The organism is Halorhabdus amylolytica (assembly GCF_004944975.1).
GTDB lineage: Archaea > Halobacteriota > Halobacteria > Halobacteriales > Haloarculaceae > Halorhabdus > Halorhabdus amylolytica.
Genome location: NZ_SPQG01000010.1, coordinates 40,766 through 55,735, shown reverse-complemented (window position 1 = coordinate 55,735; position 14,970 = coordinate 40,766). Strand labels below are relative to the sequence as shown.

17 protein-coding genes are annotated in these 14,970 nt (G+C 60.5%); 13 read left to right on the top strand and 4 right to left on the bottom strand.

Annotated features, from left to right (window positions below):
* Positions 1–14: 14 nt before the first annotated feature.
* The 4 genes from E3374_RS12505 to E3374_RS12485 all read left to right on the top strand — a co-directional run bounded on the left by E3374_RS12505 (position 15) and on the right by E3374_RS12485 (position 4,384).
* Positions 15–485 (top strand): arsenate-mycothiol transferase ArsC, encoded by a 471-nt coding sequence (locus tag E3374_RS12505; RefSeq protein WP_167768626.1) that lies wholly within the window; start codon positions 15–17, stop codon positions 483–485.
* The gene (locus tag E3374_RS12500; RefSeq protein ID WP_135306279.1) at positions 478–918 is read left to right on the top strand and encodes an arsenate-mycothiol transferase ArsC; all 441 of its coding nucleotides are present in this window, start codon (positions 478–480) and stop codon (positions 916–918) included. Before E3374_RS12505 ends, E3374_RS12500 begins: the two co-directional genes overlap by 8 nt.
* Positions 919–1,022: 104 nt before the next feature.
* Positions 1,023–2,699, top strand: a complete 1,677-nt coding sequence (locus tag E3374_RS12495) for a transposase (protein ID WP_136689350.1) — start codon at positions 1,023–1,025, stop codon at positions 2,697–2,699.
* 449 nt (positions 2,700–3,148) lie between these two features.
* A complete protein-coding gene (locus E3374_RS12485) occupies positions 3,149–4,384 on the top strand; it encodes a phage integrase SAM-like domain-containing protein (protein WP_135806937.1) in 1,236 nt (411 codons plus the stop codon).
* 33 nt (positions 4,385–4,417) lie between these two features.
* On the opposite strand, the gene E3374_RS12480 is transcribed toward E3374_RS12485, so the two are convergent.
* The 3 genes from E3374_RS12480 to E3374_RS12470 are packed head-to-tail and all read right to left on the bottom strand — an operon-like array spanning position 4,418 to position 7,239.
* On the bottom strand, positions 4,418–5,071 hold the full coding sequence (locus E3374_RS12480) for a hypothetical protein (protein ID WP_004594625.1): 654 nt from the start codon (positions 5,069–5,071) through the stop codon (positions 4,418–4,420).
* A 28-nt stretch (positions 5,072–5,099) separates the two neighbouring features.
* On the bottom strand, positions 5,100–7,019 hold the full coding sequence (locus E3374_RS12475) for a heavy metal translocating P-type ATPase (RefSeq protein WP_004594624.1): 1,920 nt from the start codon (positions 7,017–7,019) through the stop codon (positions 5,100–5,102).
* Positions 7,020–7,023: 4 nt separating this feature from the next.
* Positions 7,024–7,239 carry a heavy-metal-associated domain-containing protein gene (locus tag E3374_RS12470; protein WP_004594622.1) on the bottom strand — a complete coding sequence of 72 codons (216 nt, stop codon included), beginning with the start codon at positions 7,237–7,239 and terminating at the stop codon, positions 7,024–7,026.
* A 201-nt stretch (positions 7,240–7,440) separates the two neighbouring features.
* On the opposite strand from E3374_RS12470, the gene E3374_RS12465 reads away from it, so the two are divergent.
* Complete coding sequence (locus E3374_RS12465; protein WP_004048660.1) at positions 7,441–7,965, top strand: ArsR/SmtB family transcription factor; 525 nt, start codon at positions 7,441–7,443, stop codon at positions 7,963–7,965.
* 29 nt (positions 7,966–7,994) lie between these two features.
* On the opposite strand, the gene E3374_RS12460 is transcribed toward E3374_RS12465, so the two are convergent.
* On the bottom strand, positions 7,995–9,461 hold the full coding sequence (locus tag E3374_RS12460) for an amidohydrolase family protein (RefSeq protein ID WP_011222406.1): 1,467 nt from the start codon (positions 9,459–9,461) through the stop codon (positions 7,995–7,997).
* 328 nt (positions 9,462–9,789) lie between these two features.
* Between E3374_RS12460 and E3374_RS12455 the strand changes: the two genes are divergently transcribed.
* The 8 genes from E3374_RS12455 to E3374_RS12420 all read left to right on the top strand — a co-directional run bounded on the left by E3374_RS12455 (position 9,790) and on the right by E3374_RS12420 (position 14,876).
* Complete coding sequence (locus E3374_RS12455; RefSeq protein WP_011222407.1) at positions 9,790–11,184, top strand: permease; 1,395 nt, start codon at positions 9,790–9,792, stop codon at positions 11,182–11,184.
* 125 nt (positions 11,185–11,309) lie between these two features.
* Positions 11,310–11,909, top strand: coding sequence for a helix-turn-helix transcriptional regulator (locus E3374_RS12450; RefSeq protein ID WP_011222408.1), 600 nt, complete (start codon positions 11,310–11,312; stop codon positions 11,907–11,909).
* Between the two features lie 168 nt (positions 11,910–12,077).
* The gene (locus E3374_RS12445) at positions 12,078–12,398 is read left to right on the top strand and encodes a hypothetical protein (protein ID WP_004594618.1); all 321 of its coding nucleotides are present in this window, start codon (positions 12,078–12,080) and stop codon (positions 12,396–12,398) included.
* A gap of 57 nt (positions 12,399–12,455) precedes the next feature.
* Positions 12,456–12,809 (top strand): SHOCT domain-containing protein, encoded by a 354-nt coding sequence (locus tag E3374_RS12440; RefSeq protein ID WP_004594617.1) that lies wholly within the window; start codon positions 12,456–12,458, stop codon positions 12,807–12,809.
* 95 nt (positions 12,810–12,904) lie between these two features.
* A complete protein-coding gene (locus E3374_RS12435; protein ID WP_004594616.1) occupies positions 12,905–13,321 on the top strand; it encodes a DUF302 domain-containing protein in 417 nt (138 codons plus the stop codon).
* Between the two features lie 3 nt (positions 13,322–13,324).
* Positions 13,325–13,678, top strand: coding sequence for an SHOCT domain-containing protein (locus E3374_RS12430; RefSeq protein ID WP_004594615.1), 354 nt, complete (start codon positions 13,325–13,327; stop codon positions 13,676–13,678).
* A gap of 123 nt (positions 13,679–13,801) precedes the next feature.
* Positions 13,802–14,110, top strand: coding sequence for a thioredoxin family protein (locus E3374_RS12425; RefSeq protein ID WP_004594614.1), 309 nt, complete (start codon positions 13,802–13,804; stop codon positions 14,108–14,110).
* A gap of 19 nt (positions 14,111–14,129) precedes the next feature.
* A complete protein-coding gene (locus E3374_RS12420) occupies positions 14,130–14,876 on the top strand; it encodes a plastocyanin/azurin family copper-binding protein (RefSeq protein WP_004594613.1) in 747 nt (248 codons plus the stop codon).
* Positions 14,877–14,970 lie beyond the last annotated feature (94 nt).

The window sequence follows — 14,970 nt, the reverse complement described above, 5'->3', positions numbered from 1 at the left end:
TGGGGGAGCCACTGATGGTATCACACACAGACACCCTCGGTCCGCTTCGCCTCGGGTTCGTCTGCGTGCAGAACGCAGGCCGGAGCCAGATCGCCGCCGCGCTCGCCGAAACCCAAGTTCAGGTTCAGATGCGAAGTGACATCGAGATCGTTTCTGGTGGGACCGATCCCGCTGTCGCGATACATCCGACCGTCATAGAGGTGATGTCTGAGAAAGGCTACGACTTATCTGACCGGTCACCGACGAAGATCACCCGTGAGTCGCTCGAGGCGTGCGATTTTATCGTATTGATGGGCTGTGCACTGTCAATCGAGGACCTTCCACCCGGAGTCGTCGTTCGAGACTGGGGGTTTGTCGACCCAGTAGACTCCGATCGGGAGTCTGTCTGGGCGATCAGTACCGAAATCGAACAGCAGGTGATCGAACTTTTCGACGAGCTGCCGACACAGGCGGAGCGTCGCGCGAACTACGTAACACATGAATGAGAACACAGAATCCGAACCGCTGAGAATTGCCTTCGTCTGCGTGCAGAACGCAGGTCGCTCGCAGATGGCCTACGCGCTCGCACAGCGAGAAGTTGAACAGCGAGGACTCCAGGACGAAATCGAAATCATAACTGGTGGAACACGCCCTGCTGACCATGTCCACGACGAGGTGGTTCGGGCGATGCACGCAGTTGGCATCGATATCTCGGGACGGACACCTCGGGAGATCGCGTTCGAGGAAACACAGGGGAGCGATTACGTCATCACGATGGGTTGTTCGGCCGACGACGTCTGTCCCGCGGGATGGGCGGGCGAGAACCGTGACTGGAATCTCGACGACCCGGACGGGAAGTCGGCTGCTGAGGTCGGTCGCATCCGCGACGAAATCGAACGACGGGTAAACGACCTCTTCGATGAACTCGGATCGACGTAGCAACCCTCGTCACACCGATCGGTACCTGCGGTGTTGATCTCGTTGTTCTATCTTAGACGCAGATATGAGGCACTCTTGACCCTGTTTTGGCTCAACACTTGGTAATGTCCCAATCCCCAAAGTCTAACCGAACCGTGTTTCGTCGGATTGCACGGCAGTCACACGTTGATTATCCGGTGTATGATTCGACACCACTGTACGATAGAACCTCACTTGCAGGATTGGAATCGGATATTCGCGTTGTCTCGGCGACGTGGTTCAGACACGATAGCCACGTCTCAGTCGAGGAGTTCGTCTGTGAACTCCCGCTAGCCTACTTTCGGTTCAACACGCATGACTGCTATGGAGGGCTAACACGCTACGAGATGGACACGCTCTTTCGCGTGTTCGTCCTGAAGGAACTTCACGGATGGGACCACGAAACACCCCTGGTCGAGTATCTCGGTTCTCACCCAAAACTCAGTGAGGGAATCGGGTTGGACACGGTTCCTGATCAGTCGACGCTGTGGCGCAGCTGGAACCAACGCTTCACCACAGACCTTCGCGAAACCGTCGAGACCGCTGCTCGAACGATTCTGATTAAGGCTCAGAATGCGGGCGTCGATGTTCCCCATGAACCAGAGCGAAAGCTGCAACACCGCCTCGACGATTCTGACGAGCCGGAACCGGACGACCAGACTGTCTTGGACCAGGCGGAGAAGCTCACTGACCACGTCAGCCGCGTCGTCTTCCCAGCGTTCTCGTTGGACCGTGGTGGGGGCTGTGAGATCCACGAGAACGCGTACTGGGACTTACAAACGTATCTGGGGCTCCGAGAGAACTTAGCCGCAAATGAAGGCGCTCGCAGCTTCGTCTACGAGTCGACCCGGAAGAGAACACCACTCGGTCACACCCATCGCGAGCACATTCGAGATCTCTCGATCGAACAGATTCGGGAAATGTATCGGCAGGCTATCGGCCAATTGTTGGGTGAGGTAGCAGCGACGGAGGAGTTCTTCCGAGCAGGGGTCGTCGCCATCGACATCACCGAAGCCGATCCGTTCACGGGCGACCGAACCGGCCACGAAGACGAGATTATCGGGACGAAAGAGCAGACCGACGAGTATGCCTATCAGTGGGCAACGGTCCAGCTGGTCGGGAACGCCGTCCCAATCGTGCTGGACGCGCGCCCGGTACGGAAAGGCGAGTCACGAAAGGAGATCGTCGAGGACCTGCTGGATTCGGCTGAAGAGCTCGTCCACGTCGATAACTTGCTGATGGACCGAGAGTTCGACAGTCAGCACGTCTTGGAGAGGATCAGCCAGCGCGGGCTCTCTTACGTCGTTCCGAAGCGGATGCAGACCAGCGAGAAAGCCCAGGCCAAGCGGTTGCTCCAGCGTGACAAGGATCGGTATGAAACCGACCGGAAACTCCATCTCGGAAAGAACGAGTGGCACCAGACGACGCTGATCTATCGTCGAAAAGAGGACTCAGAGCACGACGACCATCGACAGTATTCAGTGTTCATGACGAATTGCGGGAGTGGTCACCTCACGGAGTACGGCGATCGCTGGGAGATCGAGAGCGGGTACCGGTCGATCAAGCGGTTCATGGCGGCGACGACGTCGAAAGATTTCGGGCTACGGTTCTTCTACTTCGCATTCGCGTGTCTCCTGTACTCAATCTGGCGTGCCGTTGATCTGCTTGTACAGGTCGAGTTGACTGGTGAGTACGAACACTCCCCGATGGTGACGGCTGACAACACGCTGACACTGTTGAAGAAAGAGACTGGAATCGGGTAGTGAGCAACTCTGTTCGGGTTAGCGTGCCGCTAAGTGGCTACGCTGCTGGAAGTCTCGAAAATTTGCCCATGTGATTGAGTATGTGACAGGAATAGCCGCTTGGAAAGCCATCTGGAGCAGTTTTCGCTGGCCGAATCGGTCAAATTCACGCATCACAGCCCTGCTAAACCCCCTGTAGTCTCAACTGTTCGGTCGCGGTTTTAGTATATCGGTATATGGTTTATACCGTTGGTCAAATCCGAATTTCAGGGGATAGAACCCTTCTATCATCGGAAAAATGGTTATGAGATTTCTGTACTCGATGGTCCTGATTATTCTGGTAATCACGACCACTTTGAAGTACCCCGCCGCCGTCGGTGAAGCACGAATGCTGCAACCGCCTCACGACGGCGCTTCCCCCGGGGTAGAGGCACCGAGACCGGGCCCGCAGGACGGTGGAGGGCCGGTGAATGCCTGACCGAGCGCTTTCGACGCCGCTCGACGACAGCTACGAGCGCTACCTCCAAGACAAGGGGAAAGGCCGCGGCGGCGACGGTGGGAACTATCGACGTAACGCTGCACGCGAGCTCGAACGGTTCGCCGAGTGGGCCGCCGGCGACCGCGGCGCCGACGACTGGACCGGGATCGTCCCCGACGACGTCGACCGGGAGCCGACCTTCGACGATCTCGACGAACGCGTGTTCCGGGAGTATGCCCGGCATCTCGGTGGAGATCGGGGACTCAAGCAGAACACGGTACAAACCTATTACCGCTATATCTCTGCGTGGTGTGGCTGGTGCGTCAACGAGGGATATCTTGAGGCCCACTACGCGCAGCGAGCGAGTGCGATGGCGCCGCTGCCGGAGGACGACGGTCGCAAGCCCGGCGACCAGCAGGCCTGGACGTCCGAACAGCGCCACGCCCTCACCCGTCACGTCGACGAACGGGCCCGCGACGCCGTCGAGGCGTACACGACACTCCCGGAGGATACTGATCCCCTCGACAAGCAGCGAGCACGCTACGCGGCGTTGAAGGCGGCTCGTGACCGGGCGCTGGTGTTTGTCCTCGCGTACACCGCCGTCCGCGTTGGCGAACTCCTCCGCGATCCGAACGACCCGCGCCGGCGCGGCGTCCGCTGGGAGGACCTCTCCGTCGACGACGGGAGTATGGACGTCTACCGGAAGAAACAGCAATGGGATGCCGCGAGCCTTCCCGATCCGGTGATCTCGCCGTTGCGAAGCTATCGCCAGTTGATGGACCCACCAACGGAGCGCTGGCCGGTGTTTCCGACGTTCGACCAACGGACGCTCGCAGGGCTCGTCCGGGAAAACCTCGCCGAACGAGGGGAACGCCCAGAAGCAATCATTGAACGCCGTGCGGAGTACGCTCGCGACCTGCTGCTGGCGCTCGATGTGGACATTCGGCCGCCGTCGATCACGACGGACGGCGCACGGTCGATTCTCCAACGACTCTCGGAGGCCGCGGAGATCGACATCGACCATCCGAAACACGATTATCTTGCTCCGCACGGTGGCCGTCGTGGCATGGGCGAGGTTCTGGTCCGGGCATTCGGATATACTGTGGCGGCCCGATATCTCGATAATTCTGAGGAGATGGTTCGTGAGCGGTACTCGCATATCGAGGCTGGTGAGTTAGGTGATGTCGCTACTGAGGCCCTTGAGGAGATCGATAGTGTACCGCAGTAACTTATTTCGAGTGAGAGGGGTAGACCGTCGCGTTCACACCGCGTCGACGGTGAACAGCGAGTCGTCGCTGAGGACGACCTGTACCCGGCGGTGCCAGGCGTCAGCGAAAGCCTCTCGTTGCTGGTCAGTTGCCGATTCGTCGAGAATCCCTTGGAGGTTCCCGATTGCGGGTCCACCGTCAGGAACGTCGCTGACGTGGTAGGTCACTTCGACGGTCTCGTCCGTGTCGGTTCGCCGGAACCGGAACGTCGGGTCCGCCGTGTCCGGGTCGAACGCGTCGAAGCGCAGGAGGTCGCGGCGGCCGCCATAGCCGCCGGCGAGCCCGCTGAATCCGTCATCGCCGGTCGCGCCAGTCACGTACGAGATGATGCGGCTCATCACGCCGTACGCGGCATCGTCCTGCGGGCCGGCCGTCTGGACCTCGATTTCGCTCCGGACTGGATAGTCGTCGGGATACAGGGCGTCGAGCCCGAGCTGGACGATCCGATAGGCACCCGAGGCTGTCGGACAGGAGTGTCCGGCTTCTTTCACCGCGTCCCGGTAGGTGACGACGAACGGCTCGCCCGGTTCGAGGACGCCGAGGGCCTCCGCGACGGGGTCGCGGATTTCGATCGGGTCGGCGTCGTAGTCGACCTGCCAATTGGTTCTCGTCTGGGTCGTGTCAGTCGCAGTCGAATTCGATGTCATGAGTTGTGGTTGTGATCGTGTCTCGTGGTCAGTAGCGGAGCAGTCGCATCCCGTTGAGGATGACGAGGAGGACGCTGGCCTCGTGGACCAGCATTCCCGACGCGAGGGTGACGTAGCTGGTGAGCACGCCCGCGAGGAGGACGGTCACGGTCAGCACCGCGAGCCCGACGTTCTCGAGGACGTTCCAGCGCGTCGCCTTGCTGAGTTTGACCGCGTACGGGATGCGTTCGAGGTCGTCGGCCATCAACGCCATGTCAGCCGTTTCGATAGCGGTGTCCGTTCCCGCAGCACCCATCGCGATGCCGACATCGGCAGTGGCCAGCGATGGCGCGTCGTTGATGCCGTCGCCGACCATCGCGACGACGTGGCCGTCGGCCTGGTAGCCCTCGATGACGGACTGCTTGTCCTCGGGGAGGAGTTCGGCACGGTACTCGTCGATACCGACCTCCTCGGCAACGGCAGCGGCCGTCCGCTCGTTGTCGCCGGTGAGCATCACCGTCTCGATGCCAGCGTCTTGGAGCGCCGCGACGACCCCAGGAGCGGCCTCCCGGAGCTCGTCCCGCATCGCAATCGCGCCGATGATGTCCCCGTCCCGAACGACGTGGACGACTGTCTCGCCGCGCCCCTCACGCTCGCGGACGTAGTCGGCGACCCGATCGGGGACATCGACGTCGCGGTCGTCCAGCAGCGCGCGGTTGCCGACGACGACTTCCTGGCCATCGGCATGGGCGATGACGCCCTTGCCGGCGACCACGTCGAAGTCGTCGGGATCGGGGACCGACCTGCGCCCCACGTCCGTATCGTCCGCTTGGGCGACCGTCGCTCCACCGTCCGTCGCAGCCGTCTGGCGTTCGCGGGCCATGTCGACGATGGCGTCCGCGAGGTGGTGTTCGCTCTTCTTCTCGGCGGTCGCTGCGAGCGAGAGGACGTCGGCGGCGGCGACGCCGAACCCCTCGATACCGGAGACGGTGGTCTCGCCCTTCGTGAGCGTCCCCGTCTTGTCGAAGGCGACGAGATCGATCTTGCCGGCGCGTTCGAGGTGTTCGCCGCCCTTCATCAGCACGCCCGACCGGGCGGCGTTACCGATGGCCGAGACGATGCTGACCGGTGGCCCGATGACCAGCGCGCCCGGACAGCCGATGACCAGCAGCGTCAGCGACAGGATCGCGTTCTGCGTGACCGCGTACGCGCCGATAGCCAGGGCAATGACGGCCGGCGTGTAGTACTTCGCGAACCGGTCGATGAGACTCTCCGTGGGCGACTGAGCCTCCTGGGCCTCCTCGACGCGACGGATGATCCGTTCGAGAGTCGTATCCGATCCCGCTCCCGTCGTCCGGATTTCTAGCGCGCCCTCCTGGTTGACCGTCCCGGCGTACACCTCGTCGCTGTCGGCCTTGTGGACGGGCGCGCTCTCGCCGGTGACCGGCGCCTGGTTGACTGCGCTCTCGCCGTCGACGACGGTTCCGTCGACCGGGATCTTCCCGCCCGGCTTTACGACGACGACTTCGCCCTCTTCGACATCGCGGGCGGAGACCTTTTGGAGTGTCCCGTCGCGACGGACGGTCGCCGTGTCGGGCGTCATCTCCAGTAGCTCCTGAAGTGCCGTCCGGGTCTTCCGCATCGTCCGGCCTTCGAGGTAGCTGCCAAGGCTGAACAGGAAGACGACGGCGGCGGCTTCCCAGTACTCCCCGATGACGATAGCACCGATGGCGGCCAGCGTCACCAGCGTCTTGATGCCGAGCGTCCGGTTGGTGACCTCGTGGTAAGCGGTCTTGGCGATGTCGTAGCCACCCACGACCGTCGCGAGGACGAGGATGGCGGCGCTTGCCATCTCGAAACTCGTGAGGTAGCCGAGACTCCAGCCACCGCCGTACAGCAGGCCGCTTGTCGCCGTGACGATGGCCTTCCGGTGGTTCCGGTAGTACTGCGTGATCGATTGTTTGTTCATAGTGTTAGGCGGGCTGGGGAGTGTACCCCTGGTTTTCGATGGTCTCTGCGAAGGCGTCGGGGTCAGCGACGCTGTCGTCGTACTCGATCTCGACGCGGCCGGTCGCGTAGTGGACTTCGACGTGCTGGACGCCGTCGACGTTCGACAGGGCGCGTTCGACGGTACTCGCGCAGGTCGGGCAGTCGAAGTCGAGGACGCGGAATTGGGTTGTGTCGCTCATTACAGTTTGAGATAGTGCCCGTACCTCAATAAGTATTTTTTATATGATATGTTTGAATTCGGATACGAGTCGTTGGAACAGTCAAACGGGTCGTCTAGGGCTTTCGCTATCGCGGGTCCATCCTGTACTGGATACCTCGACAGACACCTACCCGACTCCTGCCCCGCTACCTTTTCCCGCGTGCTCGCGCTCAGTCCTCGTATGAGTGATTCCGATACCGACCACCGTCTCGACGACATCGCGGTACGAGACACTCGGATTTCGGACGCCATCGACGAGCCGATGCGGGCGATGGTCCTCGACATTCTGTCCGAGGAAGCCCTAACTGCGACCGAGGTCCACGAACGCCTCGACGATCGCGGCATCGACCGGACGGAGAACACGGTCCGCCATCACATCAACGAGCTCCGGGATGCGGGCCTCGTCGACGTCGTTCGCTTCGAGGAGGGGCGTGGTGGGACGACGAAGTACTACCACGCGAACACGATCGTCCTCTCGTACTCACTACCAGATTCGGCCGACGCCGCCGTCGAGGAGATGATCGACGCTGCCCAGCCCCAGATCACGGACGCGCTCACTACGCTCACCGACGAGTACGACGACGCTATTGAGGAGATCGTCGAGGATATGCAGCCCTGCGAGCACTGCCAGACCCAGAAGTACGAGACGTACGTTCTTCTGACCGTCCTGCGACGTGCGTTCGTTCGCGCCCACAGAAATTCCTGAGGGGGAACCACCCCTACGCTGGCAGGGTCTTAGAAGGAGAACCGATCACGCGCGGATTGCATCGCGAGGCGAGTCAGGAGTCGCGCAGGGCCACGCTTTGGGAGGTCCCGTACAGTCTCGATGCTGGTCGGCGGTTCACTACCACCAATGTCTAACTCCCAGCCTGTCTCGTCCATGAAGCGTTCGACAGCCTGATTTACTCGCTGTCGCACGTCGTCCGAGTCCATTGTCTCGGGCACACCATTCCGGAGGACGACGTCGCCGTCAACGATCACTGTCTCGACGTCGGCCGGGACCGCGTTGTTCACGACGTGTGCGGGAACGTTGGTCAGTGGCGTGAACTTCGGTTTGTCGACGTCGAGGAGGATAATATCCGCGCGCTTTCCCGCTTCGATACTGCCGATCTCGTCGCCCATCCCCAGCGCGCGTGCGCCCTCGATAGTGAGCATTCGTATCAGTTCCATCGAGTCGAACTGCCCGGCTGAACGCTTGAGATTTGCCGCCAGCCGAGCTTGCCGCGCTTCACCGAACATGCTGTACGAGTCGTGCCAGTAGTGGTCGTCAATCCCTACTCCGACGTCGACGCCGGCGGCTCGAAGCTCGGGAACGGGCGTCCACTGCGTCTCCCCGTCCGGATTCCAGTAACAGAAGACGGACGGGCAGTGCGCAACAGCCGCGTCCGCCTCGGCGGTTCGCTGGATGTCCTCTTCGTCGCCGAGGCGGAAGTGAGCAGCGACCAGTCGGTCGTCCAGGAGTCCAACGTCGTCGAGCAATCCTACCGAGTCCTCGCCACCGTTCGCTCGTGCCATCGTGTTACTCTCCTCGAGTTCGAGCAAGTGCGTGTGGACGAGCAGGTCCGGATACTCTGCGGCGAGGGATGCGGTCCGTTCCCACAGCTGCCGGGTACACGACCAGTCGTCGTGCGGGCAGATCGTCGCCCTGATTCGGCCGTCGTACGTGTCGTGGTACGTTTCGACGAACTCGCGAGCACGGGAGAACTGCTGATCGACTGGTTGGTCCCAGAAGAGGTCCGAGATCGCCGGGCCGAAAAATCCGCGGAGCCCTGCTTCCCCGAACGCCTCTGCACCTGCGGCAGGCCGTGCGTCCATCGAGTTCACGGTTGTGACACCGCCCAAGAGGAAATTGAGCGCTGCGAGCTCGACGCCTGCCTCGACGAGGTACTCGAATTCGCCGTTCCCTAATCTGTTAAACAAGGCCGTCCCACTCCCAAGCATCTCCGTCAGCTCGAGTTCGCTAAACGCACCGATGAGCGGTGTCATCTCCAAGTGCGTGTGGGCGTTCACCAACCCCGGCATCACCAGTTTCCCGTTCCCGTCGATAACGGTGGACGCTTCTAATTCTCCGTCTCCTGCACGTGATGGTCGGACTTCTTCGATACAGCCATCGGTGATGCATACTGTGCCGCGCTCGTACAGGCGGTTCCGCTCGTCGGCTGTGAGAACGAGTGCATCATGGATTGCCAGATCGACAGCCATCGTAAATTAGGAAGTGGATGTGACAGTTACCGTACTGGACAACCGAGCAGGCCGGCGAAGGCTGTTCTTCCAGGTGGTGTTCCCCTCATTTGGGATATCATCGGTCTCTACTGGTCCCATTAGCCTCTAATACGTCGGCGTGATTTAATCAGATTCCCCTTTTGAATCTGAAGTCGGATTCCGTGGAGCTTGTGGAGGTTTGCAATGTTTTCCCCTCTTCACGATAGATCATCTATGGCCGACGGTTACGATGCCATAGTACTGATACCCTCATAGGCAGTATATTCTAATCAAAACCGCAATAGATGATCCCTACAATGATACACCTATGCAGGCGACGATAATCGACGGAGTTCTTGAATCCCTTCGTATCGGTGTCGGATTTCTCTGGACGGCGGCGTGGGCGATCATCATGGGCCTCACGATTACGAGTCTCGTCCAGGTCTACGTCTCGAAGGAGCGGATGGCACAGGTGCTGGGTGAGGGCGATCTAACTGGACTTACCAAGGCGACTGTGTTCGGAGCAGCAAGCAGTGGCTGTAGTTTCGGCGCCGTCGCCATCGGGAAGGGCCTGTTCAAGAAGGGGGCGCACGCGGTGAACTTCCTCGCGTTCATGTTCGCGTCGACGAACCTCATCGTCGAACTAGGGCTGATGATTCTCATCCTGCTTGGCTGGGAGTTCCTCGTCGCGGAACTGCTCGGCGGCCTGATTCTCATCGCCGTCATGGCCGCCATCGTCCACCTCACGCTTCCCGAAAACCTGTTTAACGAAGTCCGCGAGAAGCTCAACGAGCGCGACCACCAGGCGGGCGTCACGGAAGATCCCACCTGCGGGATGGAGGGGAAAGACGAGTACACGCTCACGACCGACGGCGGTGAGACGCTCAAATTCTGCTCGGAGGGCTGTATGGAGACCTATCGCCAGGAGACGTCGAGTAGCGGCGGGTGGCGTGACGAGTTGCTGTCGTGGGGTGGCTGGTACAAGGTCGGGAATCAGTACCGCAAGGAGTGGTCGATGATCTGGAAAGACATCGTCGCCGGCTTCCTTATTTCTGGGTTCGTCATCGTCTTCGTCCCGCAGTGGGTGTGGAACACGCTGTTCATTCAGGGCGACGGCCTGCTCGTGACTGCCGAGAACGCCGTCATGGGCGTCATCATCGCCGTCCTCAGTTTCGTCGGCAGTATGGGCAACGTCCCGTTCGCCGTCGCGCTCTGGGGTGGTGGCGTCAGCTTCGCCGGGATCATCGCGTTCGTCTACGCCGACCTCATCACCGTGCCCGTCCTGAACGTCTACCGGAAGTACTACGGCTGGAAGGTGATGCTGTACATCCTCGGCGTCTTCTTCGTCACGATGGCGTTCACCGGCTTCCTCATGGAGCTGCTGTTCGACGCGCTGGGTATCGTTCCAGATCTGGCGGGCGGCGAGACGGCGACTGAACAGACGTACTTCGAGCTCAACTACACGTTCTACCTCAATATTATCGCCTTTGCGCTCTCCGGGTTCCTTCTGTATGTCTACCGGCGGGGACTCGGCGCACCAGGTCAGTATCGAGATCCGGTGTGCGGGATGCGAACCGACGATGAGGGCCCGAGTGCGTCCCACGATGGGACGACGTACTATTTTTGCTCAAAGAAATGCAAGCGTACGTTCGAAGAAGAACCAACGGAATTTACTAATCAAAGCCCGCAAATATCGAGCCACGATCACGATCATGACCACTGATGATCGCACTGTGGTTCATCCGCTGTGATGGGGTTCATCATCACAGTTTCAATCCGCAATTGTCACACCTACTGCGCTCAAATAGACGGTATGAATAGTCAAATCCCGCAACTCGGGGCTGTCATATGAATCGCCGTCGAGCAGATACTGTCGTCGGTGTGCTTCTCGGGTTCGTTCTCCTGGCCGGCGGGGTACTCAGTTGGCGGGCCTATCAACAGCGTCGGGCTATCGAGCAATCGATGGGGTCAATGATGGGTTCATCTATGGGAACGATGCACGGCCCAGACCCCCTCTGGTACGTGGTTGGAACCCTGCTGGTTGCTGGCGTTATCGGTGGCGTCTATTACGTGGTCCGGGGAGAACTCACCGATCCAGAAGTGGCCGACACAACGGCGCCTGTCGATCCTGCACAGACATCGGCGGCAACAGCTACGTCGATGGATGATGACGCTGCACCGGCGACGTCTATCAATCCTGAATCGGACCCCCAAGCACGCGTTCTCGATCTCTTACCGGATGATGAACGACGCGTCCTCGAACCCGTCCTGAACTCCCCCGGAATCACGCAGATTGAACTTCGGGATCGATCTGAGTTCTCGAAGAGTAAAGTAAGCCAGACCGTGAGTTCACTCGAGGAGCGAGGTCTGCTGTATCGGGAACGACAGGGTCGGACCTATCGTGTGTATCCGAGTGATGACCTTCGGCAGCAACAACCGGGAAAATAGTCGCTATCTATCGGGCGCTCTCCCTCTCGAATTCCGTAGGTATGAACGGTCTCCCTCGAGCAAAACGGTTAGAAGATGTTATAGACGTTCTCGAACGTTCTCCTGTATGGATTCACACCCATGTCGATAACTCCCGAGCAGGCCTACGAGTAACCGAGGAGAGAGACAATGACCAACTTCAAACTCGGCCGGTGGCTGCTCGTGGCGCTCGCGATTGTCGGACTCGCGTTCGCCGCACCGGCAGTCAGCGCACACGACAACGCAACGACCGCTGACGACGCGCCTACGGACAATGCCACCGCAGATGAATGGGCCACTTGGATGGAGGCACAGATGACCGAACACATGGGCCCGGGTAGCGTCGAGTGGATGGAGTCGCACATGGGTGTGACCGTCGACGAGATGGCCCAGGACATGGCTGACGGGGAATACCACGACGGGGCTGACGACGGCTACAACGGCGGGATGTACGGGCAGGGCCACTGCTGACGGCTCTGGCCGTTTCGATCGCTCCAATCGAACACCACAACTCACCAACGCAAGATAATGACGCAACTCACCACTCACATCGGACGCACTGCTCGGCGACTCGCGATCCTCGCCGTCCCGCTGCTAGTTGCGGCGACTGGACCGGCTGTTGCCCACGGTAGTGGGAGCTACGGCGGCGGCATGATGGGGGGCGGCTGGGGCCTCTTCGGTGGAGCGATGGGGCTCTGGGGGTTCCTCTGGATGGGGCTCCTCATCGCCGTTCCGCTCTACATTGTCTATGCGCTCCTCAATCGAGGCTCCGGTGGGAACGAAGAGCAGTCGCTGTCGGTTCTCCGTGAGCGCTACGCCCGCGGAGAGCTCTCGGATGACGAATTCGATCGGCGGCGAGAACAGCTCGAACGCACCGGATGACTGGAGCAGCTGCTGTTCCAGCCGATACATCATATTCCCAACGGCCGCCGTTGCGGCACCCAACCGTTAACCCCGTAGACGGGGTATGATACTTCATGGAATACACAATACAGACTTCAGTCACCGGTGAGTTCGACGACGTCGTCGACACGACGATTGCGGCGCTCAAAGACGAAGGATTCGGCGTCCTCTGTGACATCGACGTCCAAGCGACGCTCGAGGAGAAACTCGGCGAGGAGTTTCGACAGTACTGCATCCTCGGTGCGTGCAACCCGGGGCTGGCACACGAGGGCCTGAACGAAGAGATCGAACTCGGCGCACTCCTCCCGTGTAACGTCATTGTCTACGAAACCGACGGCGGCGAGGTCATGGTGAGTGCCGTCGACCCACAACAGCTCGTCGGCATCGCCGACAACGAGGCACTCGACTCGATCGCGAACGAGGTCCACGACCGGTTCGAACGCGTTCTCGCCAGCGTCGCGGACGAACTCGAATCATCGACCGAGATCTGAACCATGACATCATCAAACCAACTCGACACCACAACCATCGTCCTCCTCATCCTCGGGGCGATCATCGTCCTCCCCTTGCTCACGATGGGGATGGGATTCGGCGGGATGATGGGATACGGTGGAATGATGGGTGGATACGGGACGACCAGCGGCTGGTGGCCACTCGTCGGGATGCTCGTCCAGCTGGTCTTCCTCCTCCTCCTGCTCGGTGGCGGATATCTCGTCTTCCGTCGCGTGACGGCATCGCAGTCGTCGCGGAATCCCGCAATGGAGGAGCTGCGTATGGCATACGCCCGCGGAGATCTCACCGAGGAAGAGTTCGAGGCGCGTCGGAACAAGCTCGAACGCTCGGAGTGACGGTCCGACCACCAACCTCCGGCGTTACTCACGTCCGGCCCCTTGGAATCCGAAATCTGTGACCCTCACAGATTTCGGATGTGAATAGAAGTGTGCTAAAAGCATAAGACCATACTAGCTACTATGACGGAAGTTATCCTGTTCACACAGGAGACTTGTGGAGCGTGCGCAACGCAGCGAGAGAAAAACGAGGGTATCGAAGATGCGTATCCGGATGTCGAGTTCCGGGAGGTCGACATCCAGACCGATCTGGAGACGGCCGAGGAGTACGGTGTCCGAAAGACGCCAACGACGCTCGTGTATGCAAACGGGGAACAGACGGCCGAGTTCATCGGCATCGTCGACCGGGACGAATTGGAGGCTGCCATCGAGAGCGCCGGCCAGCAATCGCCCGGACTCACGAACCGGCTCGCCAGCATCATCCGTGGATAACAGAAGCCAACCAGCTACAATGACAGACTACAGTAGACGCCAGTTCCTGGGAGCGCTCGGTGCTGGCACAGTCGCGAGTGCGGGATTCACCCAACCAGTCGCCGCACAGGAGACGCCCGTCGTGAAGATGGGCAACAACTACTTCGACCCGATCGGGCTCCACGTCGAACCTGGCACGACCGTCCGCTTCGAGATAGCAGCCGGAGCTCACTCGGCGACGGCCTATCCGGACCGCGTTCCCGCCGACGCCACCGCCTTCGACAGCGGGACCATCTCGCAGGGGAGCTTCGAGCACACGTTCGAGGTGCCCGGAACGTACGACTACTACTGCATCCCTCACAAGACGGTCGGCATGGTCGGTCGCATCGTCGTTGGTAGCCCTGGCGGTCCAGCTGAAGACAGCCCGATCCCGGACGGCGAGGTCCCAGACAGCGAAACGATCGTCCAGAACGGCGCCGTTGCCGTCGGCTCGGACGTCGACGGCAGTGGGAGTACCGATGGCGGAATGATGGGTCCAGGGATGATGCACGGCCGGAACGGTGGATGGTTCGGTGGGCTGCCGTTCGTCGGCGGGGCACTCGGGATGCTGGGGCTGGTCGGCGGCTTCCTCTACTGGGCAATGGGTCGAGGCGATGCACCTCCAGAGAGTGACGATTCCGCTATGGAAACCCTCCAACGTCGTTACGCACGAGGCGAGATCGACGAAGAAGAGTTCCAGAAGCGTCGTGAACGGTTGGAGACTGGGAGTGAAGACCCATCTCGGTAAGGCGCGGTGTCGTCGCCATTTCTACACGCCTGAGGTCCCTCGCTCAGGAGTCCTTCGAAGACCTGTTCCTACGCCGCGGCACTTCTCCGCGGAA